Below are 24,536 nucleotides of genomic sequence, written 5' to 3'. Positions count from 1 at the left end.
CATTAAATAGGATCCTATCTTATAGACTCATAAAATTCGCTATTGATACCAATTTTTTCATAAACTATAGGTAACTAATCAGCTGAACGGAATGCAGAAGAAATATTTAATTGACATAATGTATGTCAAGACTTGCCTACCAATGCTCCAAGTTGCCGTTTAGGCTTCGTTCTAGGAAAACATATTACCAACCCTCATGGCGCGCCCTGATTTCGAAAGATTCACAAGCGACACAATTTTATCAGGAATCAAAGCGATCTTTCGCGACAAAAAAGGGAGGATGCTTCGAACAGCTTGGCCGAGCAAAGACTGAAAGGCGTTCACCGAATGTTTGCAAGCGCTTGCCGCTCAAAACGGAAGCGCAGTGCCGCGCAAAAAGGGCTGCAACGAATTTGTGATGGACCGGGTTAATGCCTAGCTCAGGCGAACCGGCTCGAGCGACAGGAGAGCCATCGATGTCCGTCACAACCATTCTGCTGATTTTGCTCATCCTCCTCGCATTCGGCGGTGGTGGTTTCCTCGGCGGTGGCGCTTATCGGGGTCCCGGCTTCGGCCTCGGCGGCATCCTGCTCATCATTTTGATCGTGCTCCTGGTAACAGGCAGGATTTGAGGCAGCTTCACACGATCTACAGTGGCCTGATCGCTCTATTGGCGGTCTTGTCGGAATGAGGATGCGGGTTGTCCCTCCCAGCTACGGCCGGGAGGGACGTTGCCGCTTGATGGGTTCCGAAGCCAGCCTCGGTGCCACGGGAACCTGGCGATGAGCCGGACCCGGCATCAGAGGCACCGGTGCTGTTCGATGTGCCTGAGCGGCTCTTGTCGCCCGCCGATGGCGCGCTGCCCGATGCGCCGGGCGTTGAACCCGAGCCCGCATCGTTCGCACCCGTCGCGTTGGCCGTGCCTGAGCTGCTAGCCCCAACCGATTCTGATCAGGAGCTTGAGCGGCCGGCAGCAACTTGCGCGACCGTTGCGACCAGAGGCAGACCTGCGAACGCAGCTGCTGTCATCCCCGTTAAGTTTCTTCTTCTTGATGCCTGCTGGCGACTGGAGAACTTCAGCCGAACGCGGCCGTTCAAAAACGTCATAATTAATCAAACGGCTATATTCCGAGGGTTATGGTACAAAACGATCAATTACGCCGTCGATATAGATAAGATGTACTTACCAATAATTCGATCAAGGCCGATTTCGAAGCAATTGCTTGAAAATTGGACGTCATGACGAAATTTTTAAACGCTAATAGTGCGGTAAGTCTTTTCATTAAACAGCCCGCACCCTTCATTCATCGATATATTCCAACGAAACGCATCACCGCACCGAGTCTAAAGGTGCGTTACAAAATGACATCCAAGCGAGGCGTGACGACCACTTACCTTAACAAATTCTTCACGACCACCGTTCAGACTCTCCGCATCCTGAGCGATCCCTCACCCTTTGCCGGGGTCATCGACCAATCGTGCGAAGGTCGATGCTGAACGGATGACGAGGATCCATGTTGCGCATCTTGATGACGATCCTCGCATTGTCGCCCATCGCGCAGGCACAGGCCGAATTCCGCGCCTATGCCCCTTATCGGGTTGCCTATCGGCAACCGACCGCCGCACTCGTGACGGATAGTCCGGAAGCCGAGGCTCCCCCGGACCCCGTGCGCGAGGCGGCCAAAGCGCAACAGGAAGCTTTCGATCGAAAGATTGCGGACAGCAGCGATCGGGCCGTGAAGTCGATCTGTTCGCGCTGCGCAGATTCTCAAATCTCCGTCGCATCGGCATCGCCGCGGCAGCGTCAGGCGCGCGCACGCGTCAATGCGGATGGGGTGATGATCGCAAATCCCGGTCTGGCCCCCCTCGACTGAGTGGATCTCTGAAGATCCTCTCTCGCCATAGCGCGCAGCGGGTTCTGGATGGGGTGAACCTTCGCGTCTGAGGGGGAGCGGGAATTGTCATGGTTCATATCCCGACAGTCATCGGCCTCGCCCCTGTGAAACCATAGGCAGCACGGGACCGCGTCACAAAAGGGTCAAGCTCGCGCAACACCCTCTGCCTTCCGTTCGGTCGGCAGAATGTACGGGATACGGGCATGACGGTTCGTCGGACCATTAGAGGCAGCACCCACGGGTCGCTGCATCAGGCGAACAAATTTCTGCGCTTCCTTTCGGTCCTTCTCATTTCGACAATCGGCCTCGGGATCTTCCAAACCCCTTGCGCATCGGATTCGGACGACGATGCGGATCGCGAGGAACGGGTCGTGTTTCGCCACTACGTCTGACCGAGGGGAGGGACCGCCGGCACATCGGCGCTTCCTCGATTTCGGCGCGATTGGCTGAGATGAATCGCGCAAACACATCATCCGCGCGACGGATTTCATGAACCTACAGCCCCCGACCGCCCTGATACGGCGAAGCCAGACGGATATCTATCTACAGGTCCTCAACGCATTGATCCTCCGGGACATGCGCAGTCGCTTCGGCGGTTCGTACTGGGGCTATCTCGTCCAGATGCTGTGGCCGGTCGCCCACGTCATCCTCATCGTCGGCATCATGGTGTTTCGTGAGGTGCCGTCACCGATGGGCGATTCGACGATGCTCTTCGTTGCATCGGGTGCGTTTCCCCTTTTGGCTTTCAAGTATATCTCGCGCGAGATGATGAAGGGATATCTGGTCCACAAGAGTCTCACGTGGTTCCCTCAGGTCAAACGCATCGATACGATGGTGGCCCGTGCTGTCGTGGAGATCTGCAGCAGCTTCATGGGCTTCGGTGTCATCTGCCTCTTCCTGCTGGCATTCGGCGTCGATCCGATCCCGGTCGACATCACGACCGCCATGACTGGTTATATCGCCGCCATCGCCCTCGGAATTTCAGTCGGCACCGTCAATGTTGGGATTGTTTCGATTTTCCCACCTTGGCAGATCATCTACATTCTTGTTGTTCTGCTCGTGTATTTTTCAAGCGGATTGATGTTTGTTGCCGCCTACATGCCGGAGCAGATCTATTCGCTGATGCGGTGGAACCCCTGCGTACAGATCGTCGAATGGGTCCGCCTGGGCTATGAACCGAGCCTCCCGATTCAAATTGATTATCTGTACATTCTCGGCTGGATCTTCGGCAGCCTCACCGTCGGCCTCTTGATGGAACGGTACGTCATGGAACGGTGAAACGACGGCCGGGACGCTCCGTCAAACCAGACGGAGCGGGCGGCCGGGTGTGAGGCCGAGTCTCGCGGCGACATTCGAATTGAGCACCTCGCCGGTGATCTCGGCGATGTCGGACAGGCCGAGATCGGCGACCATTGCGGCCATGGCCTGTCCCGAACTCGGGGCAAGGACGGCAAAGCGGGTCGGGGCCTTGTTCGGGCTGGAAACGCGGATGACGTAGGTCCGCACTGCCGAGGCTCCATGTCGGAGGGTGGTTCGATGTGACCGCCGGCTTCGCGCACAGCGTGTGCGAAGCCATTAGGCACTGACGTCTCCCATTCCGCGAAGCCCCGATAAATAACAAAGAGCAAGGCGTTCCGCCGAGAAAGTACGCTCCTTGGAGTTGGTGATCGGCAGACCGAACCTGTTGCCTCGAAGAAACAGCCGCGGCTTTCGGCCTTCGAGCCGATTAATTGAAATGCCTCCTGGGCCGACATGGAAACGGCGCACGGCGTTCGTCACGACATGCGTCGTGAACGACACACCGCCTCCGAGGATCTCAACGCCAGTAAGAGGTTGCCAGTGCGGTACAGGTGACGTGCCTTCAGGCCATCCCGCTTCTTACCGCTCAAGAAGTTCCGCCGACGAACACGCTGATCGAGCCGTTCGATCTGCCTGCAAGCAGGCGTGCCCCCCGCAAGGCTGGCGGGCGGCACGCTTCTCGTTCGACTGGGCGATCTACCAAGCCACCGTATAAGCGACCTCGAACGAACGGGGCCGTCCGAGATACCAGCACGTGTTCATCCCGCCGGCGGCACGGCCATCGACGGCATAAACCGTATCGAGCAGGTTGAAGACCCGGAACGACAAGCGGGAAGATGGGGTTACCTGCCGATCTAGGCCGAGCGTCACCAAGGTATAATCCGGCCTGCGGGCGAGGTTGGCGAAATCGCTGAAGACTGCGCCGACATACTGCACCCCGACCCGAGCCTCCCAATCGCGGGCGAAGGCCCAGTTGACCCAGAGATTGGCGACCTGCTCCGGCACGTTGATGGGACGGTTTCCGGCGAAGGAGACGCCACCCTGACTGAAGGCATCGTATTCAGCGTTGAGCAAGGCGAGATTGGCATCGACGCGCAATCCAGGCGCGGGCAGCCAGGACAAGGCGGCCTCGGCACCGTAGGAGGATTGCTGGCCGACCTGGACCGAGACCGTAGGCCGAGCGGGGTCGTTCGAAATCAGGTTGTCCTTGACGATGCGGTAGCCGGCCAGCGTCCACTCGACGGCGCCGCCGAAGGCGAGCCCCTTCGCCCCGACTTCGACTTGGCGACCGGTGGACAGCTCGAAGCCCGCCAGCGATTGCGAGAGCGAGATGAGGCTGTTCACCGGGTCGGTGGCGGTGGCGTATTGCGCATAGAGCGTCGTGTCGGGCGCCACCGCGTAGACGAGGCCGAAACGATAGCCGAGGGCGCGGAACGAGCGCTCGAAGGACGTGCGGTTCAGCAAATTGACCCGCGACAGGTGCGGGGCATCGAAGCGCACACCCGCCAGAAACGATAGCCTATCGGTCAGTTCGAGCCGGTTCTCGGCAAAGACGGACGCTTGGTTCGTGCTTGTGGCGTAGGCCGGAACCGCCCGACCATTGGCGGGGAAGAACCCCGGATCGTATCCGATCAGCGGGACGCTCGTGGGCGTCTCCACGAAGTCGCCGCTGAAGTTGTTGGTATGGCGGAACGCGATATGGTTCACATCGAAGCCCGCCGTGAACTGGTTCGCCAACCCGAAGGCCGAGCCCCGGATCGTCGCATCGAAGCGATTCCCGATCTGTTCCTGACTATGGTAGATTTCGGTATAGTCCGACCGATCGACGAGGCCGGTCGTCGGGTTGTAGGCGGTCTGCTCCACATCGAACCAATGGCGGCGGCTCTGTAAACGATAAGCCGTGTTGCGCACAGTGATATCCGCGGACGGCGTCCATTCGGTGCGGAACTGGGTCCAGTTGTCGTTGTAGGTGATCTTGGAATCGCGGACGTTGTAGTTGTTGAAGCGCACAGCATCGAGCACGCGCCCATTCACCAGCGGCGTACCCCAGTAGCGGGTCGGCTCCTGGTAGCCGAGGTCGTGGCTCACAGTGAAGGTAAGGTCGGGCGTCGCCCGCAAGGTGAGGGCGCCGGAGATCGCGAGATTGCGGAACTCACCGTTCGGCGAGATCCAACCATCGGCGCGGTTGCCGCTGATATTGAGGCGGTAAGCCATCGACTCACCGATCGGCCCGGTCGTGTCGACCGCCGCACGCGCCAGCCCGTCGGAGCCAAGGCCGACACGGGCGACGTTGAGCGGCGTGAAGAGCGGCTTCTTCGAGACGACATTGACGATCCCGCCAATCGCGCCCTCTCCGTAGAGCACCGAGGCCGGCCCGCGCAGCACCTCGATCCGCTCGACATTCCACGTGTCGAACGGGAAGGTCAGTGTATTGGCCCCGACATAGAGCCGTGTGCCGTCGAACAGCGTCTGGATCGAGTTCTGCCCGGCGAAGCCTCGCGCGGTAAAGGCGCCGATGCCGAAGCCGGGCGAGCCGAAGGCGGTGATGCCCGTGCCGTTCTGCGAGACGGCCTCCAGCACCGACGATTGACCGCGCAGCCGGATGGTTTCCCCGGACACGATATCGAGGCTGGCCGGTGTCTCCAGAGGGGTCAGGCCCAGCCGGCTCGCGCCGCGCGACGGCGTGCGCAGATTGAGCCCGACCGGTGAGGCCTGAGTCAGGCTCGGCTTGCGCAGCAGGGCGGCCGCCTCCGCACCGACGGCGTCGGCGGGCGCATTGGCCGGAATGCCGGCGATCGCGATCTCGTCGAGGTGGGTCTCGACGGGTGCCACGACCTGGGACTTCGCGGCCAAAGGAAGAGAGGCGGAAAGAGCAGCAGAGAGGGCGGCGAGGAACGGCCTCGCTCGGCGGCCTGCGGGATAGGACATGATGGCAACAGCCTCGGACGGCAACAATGGCACGTCACCGCGAACGAGGCCGTGGCGCGAATCCGCGCTTTGGCAACCGCCGAGGCACCCCGCCCAGCGCGTTTCGCGTGTGACCACGGCAGACGGCAGGTCTCCTGGCTCGCGGGTCGCCGCCCCCCATCGTCTTCCCAGGCGAGGCGCCCAGTGACGTGGTGATGGGGAACTCTCCGCTCACAGTTGCGGGGGCAGCCGCGGGTTCGGGACCGATCCCTCACCGCGTTCCCTTTTGATCCCTCGCGGGAACCGTCTAGTATTAGACTAAGAGGAGCGGGACCCGGCGGTCAACTGAATTTGAACAGGTCTCAGGGGATTTCCCGTGGACGATCAGGCCCACGGCATCGCGCACCGAACAAGAAAAAAGGCCGCCCCAATGGAGCGGCCCGAAGTCTAGGGAGGAAACGCCCAAGAAGGGCAACGGGACCGCGACGCCATCGCGATCTCGCATGCGGATCAGTCTCACGTTGCGCTGCACAAAACAATCCGGGAGTGACGATCGCAGCTATGCACCACATGCATGAATGGGAGGGCCGCGGCTGCCCCCACGCGTCGTGATGAGCGCGCGAAACGGAGGGTCGTCCCACTCGCTGCCGGATGGACATTCATTTCGCGGCCCAGGAACGGACGCACCTTTGATCACCGCATGCGAAGGCCCAGTGTATTGCCGAATTTGTACGCATGATCGGCACCGGATGGACGGCGCCGCCTGATTTGATTGTGCGCGAATGCGAACTCGTGATTGCAAAGTGATTGGATTAATGCCGATCGCAGATTTTGCCCCTCAAATCAGTGGAGCGAGCACAAACACGTGACGCGCCCAGGGTTTCAGTCCCGCAAAGTTGCATAAGCTTTGCTTAGGTTCGGAAGCGACGAATCCGAGGCCCCGACGATCATGCGGATATCAGCACTTCTTCCCGTTCTCCTCTCGACACTCCCGTCTCCGGCGGAGTTGATGGCCATGGAGTCTCATATCGCGGCGGTCGAGTTCTCCGTTGCGGCCGATCAACTGATCGGCGAGCGCGTGACCCTCGAAGATTGCCATCTCGTGTTCGCCACGGAGAACGAGGCGACCTGTCTCGGTTTCACCCCGCAGCCGGTCGCGGCCGAGGCAACGGCTCCCCTACGCCGGGTGCTAATTCGGCTGGCGGATGTCGGCGAACTCGCACAGCGGCAGGCCCGCGGCCTGTGCGAGGGCGGGGCGCTCGACGAGGCCTGCCATGTCAGTGTGTCCGGCGTGGTCGAAGATCAGTCGAGCGATTTCGGCGTCAGCGATCGGCACGTTCTCGGCTTGCGCGAGGGGACGATCCACTGGCCGGATTGACCGGTTCGTCTTGCCTTCGCCGATGGGAAACCCACTCCAGGCCCCGGCGTTGACGGGCCAGGGAGTTCCATCATGACCATGCGCATTCTGCTCGCCGCGGCTCTCGGCGTCACCGTTGCGACCGCAGCCTCAGCCCAAACGCCGCAGACCGGGACCGGCGGCGGTCCCACCTCGACCGTCACGGCACCGAACACCTCCGCCGTCGGACGGACCATGCCCCCCGCCGGCGGTGGGCTGGATCGGATCGATCGCAGCGAGTCGCGTTCGATCGAGCGGGAATCCCGCACCGAGCGGCGGAACGACAAGATCGACACCGGCATCTGTATCGGCTGCGATAAGTAGCCGGCCGTTCCGTCGAGCGGTTACTCCGACCAGCGCAGCGACGCCGCAGCGGCCAGGGTCCCGATCACCCCCGCAATCAGGCTGAGCGCACCGAGTACGGCGAGGGGTGTCGTGAACGGCACGGTGCCGCCGAGCGCCGCCTCCGTCGCCGACACGCCGAAGATGAGGGTCGGAATCATTAAGGGCAGCACCACGATCGCCAGGATCAGGCCCCCGCGACGGATGGTGGCGGTGAGGGCCGCCCCGACCGCACCGATGAAAGCGAGCGCCGGTGTGCCGATCAGCAAGGTCAGAGCCGTTGCACCCATGGCCGTCGGCGAGAGCGCGACCAGCAGGCCGAATAACGGGGCGCTGAGCGCCAGCGGCAGACCGGTGGTCAGCCAATAGGCGGTGACCTTGGCGAGCACCACGAGTTCCAGCGGCACCGCGGCGCCCGTCATCAGGTCGAGGGAGCCGTCCTCCTCATCGGACTGGAACAGGCGGTCGAGGCCGATCAGGGTCGCCAAAACCGCGGCCAGCCACAGGATCGCCGGGCCGATCCGCGACAGCAGGTTGAGATCGGGACCCAGCGCGAAGGGCACCATCACGACGATCATCAGGAAGAACACCAGCGAGAGTGCCCCCGAACCGCCGACGCGGGCAGCTAGCCGGAGATCGCGGGCGAGCAGCGCCGAGAAGGCCCGCATCATGCCCAACTCTCCTCGATCCGCTCGTCGAGCACCTGTTCCGCCGCGGCCGGACCGATCCGCAATTCACGGGCATCCTCCAGTCCAAGCGCCTGATGCGTCGCGGCGACGACGAGACCGCCCTCCGCCCGGTGTCGGCCCATCATCGCGGCGAGCACATCCTGGGAAGCGAGATCGAGGGCGGCGGTCGGTTCGTCGAGCAGCCAGAGCGGGCGGCGGCAGACGAGCAGCCGGGCGAGGGCGACGCGCCGCCGCTGACCGGCCGAAAGGTAGCCCACCGGCAGCCGCGCCACATGCGGGAGCCCCATCGCCGCCAGGGCCTCGCCCGGCGTCAGCTGCGCGTCGCCGAGAAGGTCACGGGCGAAGTCGAGATTCTCCTGGGCGGTCAAAGCGGATTTGAGGCCGTCGCGATGGCCCACGACATGCAGGCATTCGGGGAGACCCGCGTCGCCGATGTCCTCTCCACGGATCGTCCCCGCGTCGGGCTTCAAGCGGCCGGACAGCATGGCGAGCAGGCTCGATTTCCCCGCGCCGTTGCGGCCCGTGATCATCAGGGCCTCGCCCGGTCCAAGGGTGAACGAGAGCCCGAAGAAGATGCGTCGACCGGAACGCCGACAGGCGAGGTTCTCGACGATCAGCCGCACGGATTGCCCTGTGACGCCACGCGTCCATCCTCCGACCGCCCGGAACGACCCAGCGGAAACGGGAACCCGATAGCCTAATGCGCGGCGAGAGGCGAACCGCGCCGCTCTCGCATCGACGATCGCAAGGGCCCGGGCCGGTGGGGGCCTGACCCAAGGCGGATATTTAGCCCGATGCCGCGACCCCGTCCCAAAGGTGGCGAGGACCGAGGGCGATCCGGCATCCGTCGCCGACCGTGCGCCGCTGAAAGAGCATCACGCTTGCATCAGGTGCGAACACGGGCCGCATGCGGGTGGCTCGTCGGTGACTGCTTCAGGGCACCGCCGACGAAGGCATCTTAAGGGGACGTTACCCGCCGCAGGCTGAGGTCTCCGTTTCAATCATGGGACGGCGTCACTGCCCGCGTAAGAGGCAGTAGCGGCCAATTTCGAAACGTTCTATAGACCGGGCAGGCTGCGCCGCGCGATTTTCTCAGGGCGTCCAATTCGCCCCTCGCGCACCATCCTGAGTGTCCTCTCGGGCACTCTTCCCGGGCGCCCCCGGGGCGGCGCGCGCTCGTTAGAGCGCATACGGCCGAACACCTTTCGTGGCGCAGGTTATGCCTACGCCGTGTTCGACAACGCCAGCTTCAGGATGAGACCCGCCGTGGCATCGCTCGACAGCTTCAAAGCCCGCCAGACGCTCCAAGTCGCGGGCAAGACCTACACCTATTACTCGATCCCCGAGGCGCAGAAGAACGGCCTGGCCGACGCCGCCGCTCTCCCGTTCTCGATGAAGGTGATCCTCGAGAACCTCCTGCGCTTCGAGGATGACCGCTCGGTCCGCAAGGGCGACATCGAGGCGGCCGTCGCGTGGCTCGACAACAAGGGCAAGGCCGAGACCGAGATCGCCTTCCGCCCCTCTCGCGTGCTGATGCAGGATTTCACGGGCGTCCCCGCGGTGGTGGACCTCGCGGCGATGCGCGACGCCATGGCGGCGCTCGGTGGTGACCCGCAGAAGATCAACCCGCTGGTGCCGGTCGATCTCGTCATCGACCACTCCGTGATCGTCGACGAGTTCGGCACCCCGAAGGCGCTCGCGGACAACGTGGCGCTGGAATACGAGCGGAACGGCGAGCGCTACACCTTCCTCAAATGGGGTCAGTCCGCATTCCGGAACTTCTCGGTCGTGCCGCCCGGCACCGGCATCTGCCATCAGGTGAACCTGGAATACCTGTCGCAGACGGTGTGGACGCGGTCCGAGGACGGCACGGACGTCGCCTATCCGGACTCGCTCGTCGGCACCGATTCGCACACCACCATGGTCAACGGCCTGGCCGTGCTCGGTTGGGGCGTCGGCGGCATCGAGGCCGAGGCCGCGATGCTCGGCCAGCCGCTGTCGATGCTGATCCCCGAGGTCATCGGCTTCAAGCTGTCGGGCAAGCTGCCCGAGGGCACCACCGCGACCGACCTCGTGCTCACCGTGACGCAGATGCTGCGCAAGAAGGGCGTTGTCGGTAAGTTCGTCGAATTCTACGGCCCCGGCCTCGACGACATGGCGGTGGCCGATCGCGCCACGATCTCGAACATGGCTCCGGAATACGGCGCCACCTGCGGCTTCTTCCCGATCGATCAGAAGACCATCGACTTCCTCAAGGTCACCGGCCGCGACGACGACCGCATCGCCCTCGTCGAGGCCTATGCCAAGGCGCAGGAGATGTGGCGCGACGCAGAGACCCCGGACCCGGTCTTCACCGACACGCTCGAACTCGACATGGGCACCGTCCGCCCGTCTCTCGCCGGCCCGAAGCGCCCGCAGGACCGGGTCCTTCTCGACGCCGCCAAGGCCGGTTTCGCCGACGCCATGGAGAAGGAGTTCAAGAAGGCTGCCGATATTTCCAGCCGCTACGCGGTGGAGGGCACCAATTTCGACATCGGCCACGGCGACGTGGTGATCGCGGCGATCACCTCCTGCACGAACACGTCGAACCCGAGCGTGATGATCGGCGCCGGGCTGCTGGCCCGCAACGCGGTCGCCAAGGGCCTGCGCTCGAAGCCGTGGGTGAAGACCTCGCTCGCCCCCGGCTCGCAGGTGGTGGGCGAATACCTCGACAAGTCGGGTCTGCAGGAGAGCCTCGACGCCCTCGGCTTCAACCTCGTCGGCTTCGGCTGCACCACCTGCATCGGGAATTCGGGTCCGCTCCCGGCCCCGATCTCGAAGGCGATCAACGACAACGACGTGGTCGCGGCGGCCGTGCTCTCGGGCAACCGCAACTTCGAGGGCCGCGTGAACCCCGACGTGCGGGCCAATTACCTCGCCTCGCCGCCCCTGGTCGTCGCCTACGCGCTCGCGGGCTCGCTCCAGATCGACATCACCACGGAGCCGCTGGGCCAGGGCGCCGACGGTCAGCCGGTCTACCTCAAGGACATCTGGCCGTCCTCGGAGGAGGTGAGCCGCTTCATCGAGGAGAACATCACCTCGGCCCTGTTCAAGAGCCGCTACGCCGACGTGTTCGGCGGTGACGACAACTGGAAGGGCGTCGAGGTGACCGAGGCCGAGACCTTCGCCTGGGACGGCGGCTCGACCTACGTGCAGAACCCGCCCTATTTCGAGGGCATGGAGATGAACCCGGCTCCGGTGAAGGACATCGAGGGCGCGCGCATCCTCGGCCTCTTCCTCGACTCGATCACCACCGACCACATCTCGCCCGCGGGCAACATCCGCGCGGCCTCGCCCGCCGGTGAATATCTGCAGTCGCACCAAGTCCGTGTGCAGGACTTCAATCAGTACGGCACACGGCGCGGCAACCACGAAGTCATGATGCGGGGCACCTTTGCCAATATCCGCATCAAGAACCAGATGGTGAGGGACGAGAGCGGAAACGTCGTCGAGGGTGGCTGGACGCTGCACCAGCCCGATGGGGAGAAGATGTTCATCTACGACGCCGCGCAGAGATACGCGGCGGAGAACACCCCGCTCGTCATCTTCGCCGGCAAGGAATACGGCACCGGTTCGTCGCGCGACTGGGCGGCCAAGGGCACCAAACTCCTCGGCGTGCGCGCGGTGATCGCCGAGAGCTTCGAGCGCATTCACCGCTCGAACCTCGTCGGCATGGGCGTGGTGCCGCTGGTGTTCCAGGGCGAGACCTCCTGGCAATCCCTGGGGCTCAAGGGCGACGAGACCGTCACCATCAAGGGCCTGGAGGGCGAGCTGAAGCCCCGCCAGACCTTGACCGCCGAGATCACGTCGGCCGACGGCTCGAAGAAGGAAGTGCCGCTGACCTGCCGGATCGATACCCTCGACGAGCTGGAATACTTCCGCAACGGCGGGATCTTGCCCTACGTGCTGCGTTCGCTCGCGGCCTGAGGACGACCCGTCGATCGGGGCGCTCCTGAGCGCCCTGGAAATAGGCTTCTCCCGAAAGGGAGGGGCCTTTATCGTATCGGCGCGCTATGTCGTGGCGTGGCAGGACTCGGAGACACGGCACGCATGATCTTGGAAATCGCGCAGATCGACGTGAAGGTGGGATCGGAGCCTGCCTTCGAAGCCGGTATCACTCAGGCCGCGGAGATTTTCCGCGCGGCGAAGGGCTGCCGCAGCTTCACGGTGCGTCGTTCCATCGAGAAGCCGCAGCGCTATCGCCTGCTGATCACGTGGGACACCCTGGAGGCCCATACGAAGGACTTCACCGGCTCTCAGGCTTGGAAGGACTACCGCGCGCTGGTCTCCGACACCTTCGAGAGCCCGCCCCAAGTCGAGCACACCGAACTCCACCTCGAGGCGTTCTGAGCGGAAGAGGGGAAACGCTCTGATGAAGATGTATGGCAATTGGCGCTCGGCGGCGGCCTTCCGCGTGCGCATCGCGATGAACCTCAAGGGTATCGCCTACGAGGAGATCTTTCTCGATCTCGACGCGGGGGAGCAATTCAAGCCCGACTTCCTGGCCATCAATCCGCAGGGCGCGGTCCCCGCTCTGTTCGATGGCGATGGCCCGCCTCTCACGCAATCGCTCGCGATCCTCGATTACCTCGAAGAGACGCAGGGCGGTATGAAGCTCCTGCCGGCCGATCCACGGGAGAGGGCGCGCGCGCGTTCCCTCGCGCAGGTCGTCGCCTGCGACACGCACCCCCTCTACGTCCCTCGGGTGCGCACCTTCCTGATGGAGCATTACGGTCTGCCGCGGGAGAAGATGCTCGACTTCCTGCGCAACGCCTTCACCACTGGCCTGAAGGTGCTGGAAAAGCGGCTCTCGACCGAGGCCGGCACCGGTCGTTACTGCCAGGGCGATGCGGTGAGTCATGCCGATCTCTGCCTGATCAGCCTCTGGGTCGGCACCGGCATCTTCGGCATCGACACCGCGCCCTATCCGACGGTCAAGCGCATCGCCGAGGCTCTGCTCGCCCTCGATGCCGTCGCCAAGGCTCACCCCTTGCGGCAGCCCGGCGCGCCGGCGCAATAAGACCACCACCTGTCCGCCCCGCGCCCCACCCGCGCACGGTTGGTGTGGGCCGTTGCAGGATTGCTGGTGTAAGATCATTCCAAACTGGCAAAAGGGCCGTCCGCGAGGCGGCCCGTTCGTGGAGTGGGGCGAGGATGGTTCCGAGCGAGTCGGTCACCGATCTGCACAAAATCGTCGTGGTGGGGGGAGGGGCGGCCGGGCTGGAATTGGTGACGGCACTGGGCAACAAGTACGGCAAGTCCGGCAAGGCCCATGTCACCCTGGTGGACCGGGCCCGCACGCATATCTGGAAGCCGCTCCTGCACGAGGTGGCCGCCGGCTCGCTCGATGTGGGCCATCACGCCGTCGACTACCTGCACCACGCCCACGCCAACCACTTCCGCTACCGCATCGGCGAGATGACCGGGCTCGACCGCGAGCGCCGTGTGGTCCAGCTGGCCGCCAGCACCGATAGCGAGGGACGCGAGGTCACCCCGGTCCGCTCGATTCCTTACGACACGCTGGTCATGGCGGTGGGCTCGACCACCAACGATTTCGGCACACCCGGCGTGCAGGAGCATGCCATCGCGCTCGACACCCAGGAGCAGGCGGTGCGCTTCCACCAGCGCCTCGTCAACGGCATGCTCCGTGCCCATACGCAGGCGGGCCCGGTCCGTCCCGGGCAGCTTCACGTTACAGTGATCGGCGCGGGCGCGACCGGCACAGAGCTCGCGGCGGAGTTGCATCGCACGACCCGGGAGGTCGCCCAGACCGGCCTTGATCGCATCGATCCGGCGAAGGATCTCAAGATCACCCTGGTCGAGGCCGCCGACCGCATCCTGCCCGCGGTCCCGGCCCGACTTTCCTCCGAGGTGATGACGCTTCTCAGCAAGATCGGCGTCGAAGTGCGGGTGAAGGCCCGCGTGACCGAGGTGCGGGCCGACGGCGTTCAGCTGGCCGATGGCGGCTTCATTCCGTCCGAGCTCGTCGTCTGGGCTGCGGGCGTGAAGGGCGCGGGCTTCCTGAAGGATCTCGGCGGCCTTGAGACCACCCGCAACAATCAGCTCATCGTGACCCCGACCCTTCAGACCACCCGCGACCCGGACGTGTTCGCCATGGGCGACTGCGCCTATCTCGTCGAACAGGGTTCGGACACGCCCATTCCACCCCGCGCCCAGGCCGCCCACCAGCAGGCCGCCCATCTGTTGAAGCAAATCCCCAACAAGATGGCCGGTAAGCCGCTCAAGCCGTTCAAGTATCGCGACTTCGGTTCCCTGGTGTCTCTGGGCGAGTACACCACTGTTGGAAATCTGATGGGGTTCATCCAGGGCAAGAACATGTTCATCGCCGGCCTCTTCGCCCGGCTGATGTATCGCTCGCTCTACAAGATGCACGAGACGGCGGTGAACGGCTTCTGGAAGACCAGCCTGGACGCGCTCGCCCGTGCGATCACGCGCCGGACCGTGGCGCGGGTGAAGCTGCACTGATCCTGCGCAAGACGGAGGTTGTGGCCGGCCATTCAGCGCAGCGGCACGATCGAAGCGGGCGCTTCGAGAAGGCGGGATCGACACGCGCTTGAAGCGTGACGGACCGCGCCTCATCTTCCTGTACGGCCGCCTCGCGTGAGGATGGCCGGAAGGAGATGCCATGGTCCTGATCAGCGTGATGTACCCGAGCGACAGCGGCACCCGCTTCGACATGGGGTATTATCTCAAGAGCCACATGCCTTTGGTGAGCCAGCGTTGGTCGTCCAAGGGGCTGCACGACTACACGGTGCTCAAGGGCGTCGGCGCACCGGATGGGGGCGCTCCGGTCTATCAGGTGGTGGCCAATCTTCGCTTCGAATCGGCCGACGCCTTCAAGAAGGCGGCCAGCGAGGACGGTCCGGAAATCTTCGGCGACATCCCGAACTTCACGGATTCCCAGCCGGTGGTTCAAATCAGCGATTTCGCCGAGTAAGCGATTGCCCGGGCCGTCTTCACGGCCCGGGCAGCGTGTTTGAAGAGGGAAGGGCGCCGATGATCGACATCATCAAGCAATTGCAGGAGGCGAACCCCGCCCTCGGCACGACGATCATCGTTCTGCGCGCCGATTCGCGGGCACTCGACGGCACAGATCGGCTGACGCCCGAGGCGCAGGCCTGGATCGACGCGAATGCGCCCGACGCGCGTCTCTCGCAGGAAACCGTGTTGCTCGCGCCCTATCCGGGCGGGACACCGTCCGAGCGGCGCGTCACGGTTCTGGCCTTCTCCGATTCCCGCCAGCTTGCCGCCTTCGCGACGGCCTGGACCGCGGACCCGATCGAGGAAGAGGATGCCGCCTGAGGCTGTCGCTCGTTCGGCCGGCCCCGTTTCTTAAGGGTCGGCTCGATCGAGTGTGGCCCGTCTTTTCCGAGACCGAATGCGCGACGGATCATCCGTCGTCCCGGATCGGACATCCGGGACGACGGTGAGGCGCGCTCAGACGATTTTCTCGGCAGCCAGGATCATGTCCTTCATCGCGGCCGTGGCCGCCTTGTAGGCCGGGGTGCCGACGTCCCAATTGCCCTGGGCGATGGCGGTCACCATGCGCGCGGCTTCCTCGTGGGCCTTGGCCTCGGCCGTCAGGAATGCTTCGATCGCCGCCGAAGGGGCGGAGCCACCCTTTGCCGCTTCCGCAGCCCGCTTGGCCGCACGGCCCCGCAGGGTCGCGGAGGCGTGATCGGCGGGGGAGAAGCCGACGAGGATCGTGGCGAGCGCCCGCTTCCACTGGCCGATATCGGCCGGCAGCCGCACCAGTTCGTAATGGTCGATGCCGACGGGCTCCTCCAGCCCCTTCTGCGCGAGCGCCTCGGCCTTGGCGAGCCGGCTCGTGATGCTGTCGATTTCGGTGCGGGTCTTGGCCGCCTTCTCCGCAATGCTCTGAACGCTGCCCGAAATCTCCGAGGTGGCGCTGCGTTGCTGGCCGAGGGAGGCGGCGAGCGCCGCGTTCATCTCGCTGGTCTGAGAGATGCGCTCGGCTGCGCCCTCGACGCGCCCGCCGAGTTCCTCGACGACCGTGCTGCCGGACGCCACGGCGGCGCGGCTCTCTTCGACCGCCTTGGCGATCTGGCCCATCTCACCCTGGAGAGTGTTGAGCCAAGTGCGGATCTGCTCGGTGGAGCGGGCGGTCTGGCCGGAGAGCGACTTCACCTCCGCGGCCACCACGGAGAAGCCGCGCCCCGCCTCGCCGGCGCGGGCCGCCTCGATGGTGGCGTTGAGGGCCAGCAGGTTGGTCTGGCTGGAGATCGTCGCGATGGTTCCCGCCATCGTGCCGATCTCGGCGATCGCGTTCTGAAGCAGCTTCAGCCGCTCGTCGATCTGGTGGGTGCGGTCACGGATCGCATCCATGGCGGCGCGGGCATTGCGCACATCCGCCGTGCAGCTCGCCATCGCCTCACGGGCGGCAAGCGCGCAGGCTCCGGCCGATTCCGACGTATCCGAAACCTCGGCGATGGAGGCGACCATCTCCTCGATGGCGCTGGCGATGGTCTGCGTCGATTGTGCGACCTCGCCGATATCGTAGGTAGTCCATCCAATATTGATCGCGGCTTCGGACGCTTCCTTGGCGACGGAGGCGAGATTCGTTCGTTCGGCCTTGAGACCGGCGCTGCGAGCGCGATTCAGCCCGTCGAGGGCCGTACCGACCGGCGTACCGGCAAGGGCAGGCTCATCGACGCGACCGCTGGTCTTCGTCAGCCGCTCGATTGCCGCCACGAGGCGCGCATCATCGGACGGTGTACCAGATTGGCGTTCCGGGACCGGCGGCGAGACGGTGCCAGCATCGCGGCGGAACTTGAGTGGCAGCATAGGAATCCCGTTTACTTCGCCATCCCGGGTCGAGCCGGGACGACGGATCGTAAAAGGACGATGAGCCGCTCGGGTCGGACGCTCGGTGCGGTTATCGTCCGCTGGCCGATACAGTGTCAGCGCGTCGTTAAAATTCGATTTCCGAAATTCATCTGGGATATTCTGTCAGCTGCCTTGGGCACACAACCCTCGCCTGCATAGTCACGTACAATCCTTGCGGGTTTGAAGCCCGCCACTCATGCGATTTTTGTGCGTCGCAAAAATGTTATGCTCAGTCGTAGCATATCTGGACAACGGATCGGACGATCCCTAACTTAGGCGGCACAATGCTCACTTTGAGCATAAAGGAGTCCGCGATGTTGCAGGCTGGATCCGCCCCCCGCGAGGACATCGGCCGGGCCTTCACGCTGCCCGAGCTGTATGCGCGCGTCAGCCGCCACGTACCGGCCATGGAATGGCCGGCGCTCGCGCCCGACGTGGAAGCGATCCTGCGGCTCAAGCGCGAGCGGAACGCCGTGGTACTCGCCCACAATTACCAGGCGCCGGAGATCTTCCACACGGTGGCGGACATCGTCGGCGATAGCCTGGCTTTGGCGCGCGAGGCCGTCAACGTCGATGCCGACGTGATCGTGCTGGCCGGCGTCCACTTCATGGCGGAAACCGCCAAACTCCTGAACCCGAACAAGACCGTGCTCATACCGGACATGGGCGCGGGCTGCTCGCTGGCGGACTCGATCACCGCCGCCGATGTGCGCGCCCTGAAGGCGCGTTACCCCGGCGTGCCGGTCGTCACCTACGTGAACACCTCCGCCGCGGTGAAGGCCGAATCCGATGTCTGCTGCACCTCGGGCAACGCCGCGGACGTGGTCCGCGCCCTGGGCGTGCCGCGCGTTCTGATGATCCCGGACGAGTTCCTGGCGCGCAACGTCCAGCAGCAAGTTCCCGAGGTCGAGATGCTCACCTGGGCCGGCCACTGCGAGGTGCACGAGCGCTTTACCCCCGCCGACATCGCCGAGGTGCGTGACAGCTATCCCGGCATTACCGTGATCGCCCATCCCGAATGCCCGCCGGAGGTCGTCGAGGCGTCCGATTTCTCGGGGTCGACCGCGATGATGATGAACTACGTCACCGAGAAGCGTCCCGCCCAGGTCGTGCTCGTGACCGAGTGCTCGATGGCCGACAACATCGCCGTGGCCAACCCGGATATCGAGTTCATCAAGCCCTGCAATCTCTGTCCGCACATGAAGCGGATCAGCCTCGCCAATATCCGGCACGCTCTTGAGACGATGACGCACGAGATCACCGTCGAGCCCGCTCTTGCGGACCGGGCGCGCCTCGCCGTCGAGCGGATGCTCGCCGTGCAGCCGACCAAGACCGTCTCGCCCGCACCGGCCGCGGCGGCCGCCTGATGAGCATCGTCGCCCGCAGCCCCGCCGACCGCGTGATCGTGGTCGGCGGCGGCGTCGCCGGTCTCGCGACCGCCCTGCGGCTCGCCCCGTGCCCCGTCACGCTCATCACCGCGGCCCCCCTGGGCCTCGGTACCGCGACCGGCTGGGCGCAGGGTGGCATCGCCGCTTCCATCGGCCACGACGATGCGCCAGCCCTCCACGCCGCCGATACCGAGGCCGCGGGCGCCGGCCTGACCGAGACGGACGTCGCTCTGTCCGTCGCGGAAGCCGGCCCCGGATTGATCGATTGGCTGGTCGATCTCGGCATCGGCTTCGACCGCACGGCGGACGGGGCGCTCGCCCTCGGGCTGGAGGCTGCCCATTGCCGCCGCCGCATCGTGCGGGCGCGGGGCGACTCGACCGGAGCGACCGTGCTGCAAGGGCTGGTGCGCGCCGTGCAGGCCTGCCCGTCCGTCGAAATCGTCGTCGCGACCCTGCAGGATCTGCTCCGCGACGCGGATGGGGCGGTGCGGGGCGTGATCTGCGCCCGCGACGGGGCGGCGTTTCGCCTGCCCGCCCGCGCCGTCGTCCTCGCGACCGGCGGGCTCGGCGGGCTCTACGCCTCGACCACCAATCCCCGCGGCGCCACCGGCCGTGGCCTGCTCGCGGCGGCTCGGGCGGGCGCAGCCCTGCGCGACCTCGAATTCGTGCAGTTCCACCCGACCGCCATCGCCTCGGGGCGTGATCCGATGCCGCTTGCCACCGAGGCCCTGCGCGGCGAGGGCGCGGCGCTGATCGACGAGCACGGCGAGCGCGTTATGGCCGGCGTGACCGGAGGCGACTTGGCCCCACGCGATGTCGTCGCACGCGGCATCTTCCAGGCGCTGGCTCGGGGCCGCACGGTCTATCTCGACACGCGCGGCGCTCTCGGTCGATCCATGCCGACGCGGTTTCCGACGGTTGCGGCGCTCTGTGCCGAAGCCGGAATCGACCCGGCGGTGCAGGCGATCCCGGTGCGACCGGCGGCGCACTACCACATGGGCGGCGTGCTCGTGGACGCGTTCGGCCGCAGCAGCGTCTCCGGCCTGTGGGCTTGCGGCGAGGTGGCCTCGACCGGCCTGCACGGCGCCAACCGCCTCGCCAGCAATTCCCTCCTCGAGGCACTCGCCTTCGCCCCCCGGATCGCCGCGGCGATCACCGACGCGGCTCCGGCCCATGCTCCGGTCAGCCCCGCGCCGCTGCCCGCGTCATTCCCGGCCGGGGAGGGCGCGCCGGACGAGGTCCGTTCGGTGATGGAGCGGCATGTCGGCGTGGTGCGCGATGAGAACGGTCTCTCCACGGCGATCGAGCAGTTGGACCGCCGTGCCCGCCTCGGCTGCGCCGCGGCCGAGACCGGCCTGATGATCGCGCGGGCGGCGCTCGCCCGTCGCGAGAGCCGTGGCGCTCATTGGCGCAGCGATTTCCCCGAGCAGCTTCCGGCTTACCACGCGGTGACGACGCGGGCCGATACGATCGGGATGCCGGCGAAGCAGGAGTTCACCGATGCCTGACGATCGGCTCTTGCCGCTCCCCCGCATCCTGATCGAGCCGGTGGTGCGCGCCGCACTCTTGGAGGATCTCGGTCGGGCCGGTGACATCACCACCGACGCCATCGTTCCCCCATCCGAGCGGATGGAGGCGGTGATCGCGTCGCGTCAGGACGGGGTGATCGCCGGCACCGACGCGGCGGCGATCGCCTTCGAGCTGATCGACCCGACTCTCTCCGTCACGGTCGAGCATCCCGACGGGGCCCGTGTCGTGCCTGGGGATGTGGTGATCCGCCTCTCCGGCCCCGCCCGCGCGGTCCTCACCGCCGAGCGCGTCGCCCTGAACCTGCTCTGCCGTCTCAGCGGCGTCGCCACCGCCACGGCCTCCCTGGTCGACGCGGCGCGCCCGCACGGCAAGGCCAGCATCGTCTGCACGCGCAAGACCACGCCGGGCCTGCGGGCTTTGGAGAAGCACGCGGTGCGGGCAGGCGGGGGCTCGAACCACCGCTTCGGCCTCGACGACGCGGTTCTCATCAAGGACAACCACGTCGCGGTGGCCGGCGGCATCGTGCCGGCGATCGAGCGGGCCCGCGCGCGGGCCGGGCATCTCGTGAAGATCGAGGTCGAGGTCGATACGCTGGCGCAGCTCGAAGAGGCGCTGCGCGTCGGGATCGACGCCGTGCTCCTCGACAACATGAACCCCGAGACCCTAGCTCGGGCCGTCGCCATGGTCGATGGCCGCGCCATCACCGAGGCATCGGGCCGGATCAATCGCGACACGGTCGGCGCAGTGGCCGCCTCCGGCGTCGATCTGATCTCCGTCGGATGGATCACGCATAGTTCGGCGATCATCGATCTGGGGCTGGACGCGGCCTGAGCCCGTCCTTGCGCATCCGGTAGCGCCGGAAGTGTTGGCCACTCCGAGCCACCGTCTCCTCCGCGAGAATGCGGAAGCCGACGGCCTCGAAGAAGGGGCGGGCGGTCAGGCTTGCCTCGGTGTACAGCGCGCTGAGCCCGGAAGTGACCGCGTGCGCCTCTAACGCGGATATGAGGCATCGGCCGACTCCGCGGCGAACGAAGCCAGGATGCACGTAAAGATGATCGAGATGGCCGTCCGGCTCCAGGTCGGCGAAGCCCGCAGGCACGGCCTCGATCCGGGCGACCCAGGTCGTGCGCGCCGCACGCTGTCTGATCCAAGCCGCAGGGTCGAACCGGGACCACGCAGCGATTTGCGCCGGATCATAATCGGCTGAAGCCGTCTCACGGATCGCGCGCACGAAGATGTCGGCGACGGCCGGGAGGTCAGCCGGATCGTAAGGATGAAAGTGGCAATCACTCATCGCAAACCGTTCCGCCTTCGCTTCGCGGACGACACGCGCCAGAAGCAGTTTCCTTCCCATCGCACGGCCAAGCTGACATAGTGTTGCCACACGGTCACGAGGCGCCCCGAACCGGTGGTGCGGTGCAAATCAAGCTTGGCTTTAAGCGGCGAGCGTTTACGCCTTGGCGATGATCCGCACGGCATCGTGCGACCTGAGTTCACCGCGTTCCCGCACATTCCGCCTGTCCCCGAGAGGACCTGATGCGCCGTTTCGTCACCGCCCTGAGCGGGCTTGCCTGCGCGACGATCGCGCTGGCCGGCCCCGTTGCCGCCTACGAGATCGACCCGCTGACCCGCCAGCCGCTCTCCGACGTCCTGACCGTCCGCGTGCGCGCACAGGCGGTCCCGACCGCCAACGCCGCCCTGCCGAGCGCCGACCCCCTGCTGCCGAGCTCGGCCGCGGCTGCCGTGCCGCAGGCGACCGCCATCAGCCGCGAGACGATTCCGTATTCCGGCCCGCACAGCCCCGGCACCATCGTGGTCTCCACCGCCGAGCGGCGCCTCTACCTGGTCCTGCCGGGTGGGGAGGCCATGCGCTACGGCGTCGGCGTCGGACGCCCCGGCTTCACCTGGGGCGGCGCGCAGACCATCACGATGAAGCGCGAATGGCCGGATTGGCGTCCCCCGGCCGAGATGCTGCGCCGTCGTCCCGACCTGCCGCGCTACATGAAGGGCGGCATCGAGAACCCGCTCGGCTCCCGCGCGATGTATCTCGGCAACACGATCTACCGCATCCACGGCTCCAACGAGCCGGAGACGATCGGCACCGCCGTGTCGTCGGGCTGCATCCGCATGACCAATGAGGACGTCGCGGATCTCTACACCCGGGTGAAGGTCGGAACTCGCGTTATCGTCCAGCGCTGAGGCGCATCAACGCCGTCGAAACATCGGGGCTGGCGGCGACGCCGGCCCCGATTGCGTTTCACGGCTGCGTGAGACCGGAACATCGAGCCTGCGCCTCCCGTTGCGCCAGCAACCGAACGGGAGATGAAACATGGTCGATTCCAGCACCATCCGTGAGCACGCCACCGTCGTCGGGTCCGACGGCGGCCATGTCGGCACCGTCGATCACGTCGACAAAGGCGAGATCAAACTGACGAAGAAGGATTCCGAGGCGGGCGGCCTGCACCATTACATCCCGCTCGACTTCGTGGACTCCGTCGATGGCGATCAGGTGCGGCTGAACAAGCCGGCCGATGAGGTCAAGCGCGAGTGGAGCACCTCCGGCGCCGCCTGACGTTTCGAGACGGGCGGCGCTTTGCCGCTCCGCCCGTCTGGTCGCCGTTCAGTGGCAGCCACAGCTTCCGCTGCCGCATCCGCCCCCGCTCTGGCCGCTCTTGGCCGGTGCGGTGGCAATCCGGTCTCGGTTCAACCCGCGCTCATCCAACTCCTTGAGGTAGGTCGCCCATCGATTCCGATATTCGCGACCGAGATCGTAAAGATAGCCCCAGCCGTAAATCCCGGTGTCGTGCATATCGTCAAAATGCAGCTTGACGGCATAGTTGCCGATCGGCTCAACCGAGAGAATGGCGACGTCGCGCTTTCCGCCGATCACCTTGCGCTCTGCCGGCGAATGGCCTTGTACTTCGGCCGATGGGCTGGATACGCGCAGGTATTCGGCCGGGAGATCGAACCGGCCGCCATCGTCGAACGCCACCCGCAGGATGCGCTTGTCCCCGGTCAATCGAATTTCTGTGGGCCAGCGCTCGCTCATGGGACAAGTCTCACGTATTGGCTCGCGTATCTGATCCACGCCCCGCGCGGTTGTGGGCGGGCGCGTAAACCCTCATATGGCCGAAGATGTTGGATCTGTCAGCCGACAAGCCGCGTGCCGCCGAGACCGCCCATGACGAGGCGTCGACGCTGCTGAGACCGGCTCCCCTGATCGACCCGTTCCAGCGGGCGATCACCTATCTGCGCCTTTCGGTCACCGACCGCTGCGACTTCCGCTGTGCCTATTGCATGGCCGAGGACATGCAGTTCCTGCCCAAGCGCGACCTGCTGACGCTGGAAGAACTCGACCGGCTCTGCGGCGTCTTCGTCGAGCGCGGCGTACGCAAGCTGCGGATCACCGGGGGAGAGCCCCTGGTGCGGCGCGATATCATGCAGCTGTTTCGAAGGCTGTCGCGCCATCTCAAGAGCGGCGCTCTCGAAGAGCTGACGCTCACCACGAACGGCTCGCAGCTTGCGCGGTTTGCCTCCGAGCTTGCCGATCTCGGTGTGCGACGGATCAACGTCTCGCTCGATACGCTCGACCCGACGAAGTTTCGCGAGATCACCCGGCGCGGTGATCTCGCCACCGTGCTCGGCGGGATCGAGGCCGCGCGCGCCGCCGGTATCAAGGTGAAGCTCAACGCCGTGGCCCTGAAGGGGGTCAACGAGGACGAGATCGCGCCGATGCTGACCTGGGCGCATGAGCGCGCCATGGACATGACGTTGATCGAGGTGATGCCGCTCGGCGAGATCGACGGCGACCGGACCGATCAGTTCCTGCCGCTCTCAGTCGCCCGCGCGCGGTTGGAGGAGCGCTTCACCCTGACGCCGCTGCCGGACCGTACCGGTGGCCCGGCCCGCTATGTCCGCGTCGAGGAGACCGGCGGGCGGCTCGGCTTCATCACGCCGCTGACCCATAATTTCTGCGAGAGCTGCAACCGCGTGCGCCTCACCTGCACCGGCAAGCTCTACATGTGCCTCGGACAGGAGGATGCCGCCGACCTGCGTGCGGCCCTGCGCGCCTCGCCGGACGACACCCTCGTCACCCGGGCCGTGATCGAGGCGATCTCGCGCAAGCCGAAGGGGCACGATTTCGTCATCGAGCGCGCCCGCCCGGCAGCCGTTCCGCGCCATATGAGCGTGACGGGGGGCTGAG

At 65.4% G+C, this 24,536-nt stretch carries 25 protein-coding genes and 1 riboswitch; of the genes, 18 read left to right on the top strand and 7 right to left on the bottom strand.

Features of this window, described 5'->3' with window-relative positions; all coding sequences use genetic code 11:
- Positions 1 to 455: 455 nt before the first annotated feature.
- The 4 genes from OWC43_RS19835 (at position 456) to OWC43_RS19820 (ending at position 3,152) form a co-directional block, all read left to right on the top strand.
- Positions 456 to 611, top strand: a complete 156-nt coding sequence (locus tag OWC43_RS19835) for a DUF3309 domain-containing protein (RefSeq protein WP_091943448.1) — start codon at positions 456 to 458, stop codon at positions 609 to 611.
- 179 nt (positions 612 to 790) lie between these two features.
- Positions 791 to 1,222, top strand: coding sequence for a hypothetical protein (locus OWC43_RS19830; RefSeq protein ID WP_393957985.1), 432 nt, complete (start codon positions 791 to 793; stop codon positions 1,220 to 1,222).
- A gap of 271 nt (positions 1,223 to 1,493) precedes the next feature.
- Positions 1,494 to 1,853: a hypothetical protein gene (locus OWC43_RS19825; protein ID WP_393957983.1), complete on the top strand. Its 360-nt coding sequence runs from the start codon at positions 1,494 to 1,496 to the stop codon at positions 1,851 to 1,853.
- Positions 1,854 to 2,363: 510 nt separating this feature from the next.
- Positions 2,364 to 3,152 (top strand): ABC transporter permease, encoded by a 789-nt coding sequence (locus OWC43_RS19820; protein WP_137828853.1) that lies wholly within the window; start codon positions 2,364 to 2,366, stop codon positions 3,150 to 3,152.
- A 21-nt stretch (positions 3,153 to 3,173) separates the two neighbouring features.
- On the opposite strand, the gene OWC43_RS19815 is transcribed toward OWC43_RS19820, so the two are convergent.
- Positions 3,174 to 3,380, bottom strand: coding sequence for a hypothetical protein (locus OWC43_RS19815; protein WP_393957982.1), 207 nt, complete (start codon positions 3,378 to 3,380; stop codon positions 3,174 to 3,176).
- Between the two features lie 489 nt (positions 3,381 to 3,869).
- Complete coding sequence (locus OWC43_RS19810; RefSeq protein WP_393957980.1) at positions 3,870 to 6,101, bottom strand: TonB-dependent receptor; 2,232 nt, start codon at positions 6,099 to 6,101, stop codon at positions 3,870 to 3,872.
- Between the two features lie 106 nt (positions 6,102 to 6,207).
- A riboswitch (cobalamin riboswitch) is annotated at positions 6,208 to 6,403 on the bottom strand.
- A gap of 692 nt (positions 6,404 to 7,095) precedes the next feature.
- On the opposite strand from OWC43_RS19810, the gene OWC43_RS19805 reads away from it, so the two are divergent.
- Complete coding sequence (locus tag OWC43_RS19805; protein ID WP_393957978.1) at positions 7,096 to 7,458, top strand: hypothetical protein; 363 nt, start codon at positions 7,096 to 7,098, stop codon at positions 7,456 to 7,458.
- 72 nt (positions 7,459 to 7,530) lie between these two features.
- On the top strand, positions 7,531 to 7,800 hold the full coding sequence (locus OWC43_RS19800) for a hypothetical protein (protein WP_393957977.1): 270 nt from the start codon (positions 7,531 to 7,533) through the stop codon (positions 7,798 to 7,800).
- 20 nt (positions 7,801 to 7,820) lie between these two features.
- Here OWC43_RS19800 and ccmB read toward each other — a convergent pair whose 3' ends face one another.
- Positions 7,821 to 8,489, bottom strand: a complete 669-nt coding sequence (ccmB, locus tag OWC43_RS19795) for a heme exporter protein CcmB (RefSeq protein ID WP_137828848.1) — start codon at positions 8,487 to 8,489, stop codon at positions 7,821 to 7,823.
- Complete coding sequence (gene ccmA / locus OWC43_RS19790) at positions 8,486 to 9,130, bottom strand: heme ABC exporter ATP-binding protein CcmA (RefSeq protein ID WP_393957976.1); 645 nt, start codon at positions 9,128 to 9,130, stop codon at positions 8,486 to 8,488. The genes ccmB and ccmA overlap by 4 nt, the downstream gene beginning before the upstream one ends.
- Positions 9,131 to 9,773: 643 nt before the next feature.
- On the opposite strand from ccmA, the gene acnA reads away from it, so the two are divergent.
- The 6 genes from acnA to OWC43_RS19760 all read left to right on the top strand — a co-directional run bounded on the left by acnA (position 9,774) and on the right by OWC43_RS19760 (position 15,869).
- Positions 9,774 to 12,473, top strand: coding sequence for an aconitate hydratase AcnA (acnA, locus tag OWC43_RS19785; protein ID WP_393957975.1), 2,700 nt, complete (start codon positions 9,774 to 9,776; stop codon positions 12,471 to 12,473).
- 123 nt (positions 12,474 to 12,596) lie between these two features.
- The gene (locus OWC43_RS19780) at positions 12,597 to 12,896 is read left to right on the top strand and encodes an antibiotic biosynthesis monooxygenase family protein (protein ID WP_393957974.1); all 300 of its coding nucleotides are present in this window, start codon (positions 12,597 to 12,599) and stop codon (positions 12,894 to 12,896) included.
- Between the two features lie 22 nt (positions 12,897 to 12,918).
- Complete coding sequence (gene maiA / locus OWC43_RS19775; RefSeq protein WP_393957973.1) at positions 12,919 to 13,566, top strand: maleylacetoacetate isomerase; 648 nt, start codon at positions 12,919 to 12,921, stop codon at positions 13,564 to 13,566.
- A gap of 134 nt (positions 13,567 to 13,700) precedes the next feature.
- Positions 13,701 to 15,032, top strand: a complete 1,332-nt coding sequence (locus OWC43_RS19770; RefSeq protein ID WP_393957972.1) for an NAD(P)/FAD-dependent oxidoreductase — start codon at positions 13,701 to 13,703, stop codon at positions 15,030 to 15,032.
- 160 nt (positions 15,033 to 15,192) lie between these two features.
- The gene (locus tag OWC43_RS19765; protein ID WP_137828842.1) at positions 15,193 to 15,504 is read left to right on the top strand and encodes an EthD family reductase; all 312 of its coding nucleotides are present in this window, start codon (positions 15,193 to 15,195) and stop codon (positions 15,502 to 15,504) included.
- 59 nt (positions 15,505 to 15,563) lie between these two features.
- Entirely contained in the window at positions 15,564 to 15,869 is a 306-nt protein-coding gene (locus tag OWC43_RS19760; protein ID WP_393957971.1) for a hypothetical protein, read from the top strand.
- A gap of 135 nt (positions 15,870 to 16,004) precedes the next feature.
- Here OWC43_RS19760 and OWC43_RS19755 read toward each other — a convergent pair whose 3' ends face one another.
- Complete coding sequence (locus tag OWC43_RS19755; RefSeq protein WP_393957970.1) at positions 16,005 to 17,372, bottom strand: methyl-accepting chemotaxis protein; 1,368 nt, start codon at positions 17,370 to 17,372, stop codon at positions 16,005 to 16,007.
- 356 nt (positions 17,373 to 17,728) lie between these two features.
- On the opposite strand from OWC43_RS19755, the gene nadA reads away from it, so the two are divergent.
- From nadA to nadC, 3 genes are read left to right on the top strand one after another with little or no spacing between them, the layout of a single operon-like run.
- Positions 17,729 to 18,781, top strand: a complete 1,053-nt coding sequence (gene nadA / locus OWC43_RS19750) for a quinolinate synthase NadA (RefSeq protein WP_393957969.1) — start codon at positions 17,729 to 17,731, stop codon at positions 18,779 to 18,781.
- Positions 18,781 to 20,310, top strand: coding sequence for an L-aspartate oxidase (locus OWC43_RS19745; RefSeq protein WP_393957968.1), 1,530 nt, complete (start codon positions 18,781 to 18,783; stop codon positions 20,308 to 20,310). Before nadA ends, OWC43_RS19745 begins: the two co-directional genes overlap by 1 nt.
- Positions 20,303 to 21,163 carry a carboxylating nicotinate-nucleotide diphosphorylase gene (nadC, locus tag OWC43_RS19740; RefSeq protein ID WP_393957967.1) on the top strand — a complete coding sequence of 287 codons (861 nt, stop codon included), beginning with the start codon at positions 20,303 to 20,305 and terminating at the stop codon, positions 21,161 to 21,163. The genes OWC43_RS19745 and nadC overlap by 8 nt, the downstream gene beginning before the upstream one ends.
- Here the strand turns inward: nadC and OWC43_RS19735 are convergent.
- The gene (locus tag OWC43_RS19735) at positions 21,135 to 21,626 is read right to left on the bottom strand and encodes a GNAT family N-acetyltransferase (protein WP_393957966.1); all 492 of its coding nucleotides are present in this window, start codon (positions 21,624 to 21,626) and stop codon (positions 21,135 to 21,137) included. The two genes, nadC and OWC43_RS19735, sit on opposite strands and share 29 nt — an antisense overlap.
- Before the next feature lie 242 nt (positions 21,627 to 21,868).
- On the opposite strand from OWC43_RS19735, the gene OWC43_RS19730 reads away from it, so the two are divergent.
- Positions 21,869 to 22,531, top strand: a complete 663-nt coding sequence (locus tag OWC43_RS19730; RefSeq protein ID WP_137828836.1) for a L,D-transpeptidase — start codon at positions 21,869 to 21,871, stop codon at positions 22,529 to 22,531.
- A gap of 130 nt (positions 22,532 to 22,661) precedes the next feature.
- Positions 22,662 to 22,904: a DUF2171 domain-containing protein gene (locus OWC43_RS19725; RefSeq protein ID WP_137828835.1), complete on the top strand. Its 243-nt coding sequence runs from the start codon at positions 22,662 to 22,664 to the stop codon at positions 22,902 to 22,904.
- Positions 22,905 to 22,952: 48 nt separating this feature from the next.
- Here the strand turns inward: OWC43_RS19725 and OWC43_RS19720 are convergent, their stop codons facing one another.
- Entirely contained in the window at positions 22,953 to 23,381 is a 429-nt protein-coding gene (locus tag OWC43_RS19720; protein WP_393957964.1) for a gamma-butyrobetaine hydroxylase-like domain-containing protein, read from the bottom strand.
- Positions 23,382 to 23,548: 167 nt separating this feature from the next.
- Here OWC43_RS19720 and moaA point away from each other — a divergent pair, with 167 nt between their 5' ends.
- Entirely contained in the window at positions 23,549 to 24,535 is a 987-nt protein-coding gene (gene moaA, locus OWC43_RS19715) for a GTP 3',8-cyclase MoaA (protein WP_393958600.1), read from the top strand.
- Position 24,536 lies beyond the last annotated feature (1 nt).

The organism is Methylorubrum sp. POS3, from assembly GCF_043352485.1.
Classification (GTDB): domain Bacteria; phylum Pseudomonadota; class Alphaproteobacteria; order Rhizobiales; family Beijerinckiaceae; genus Methylobacterium; species Methylobacterium suomiense.
This window is presented reverse-complemented; position numbering and strand designations above follow the sequence as displayed.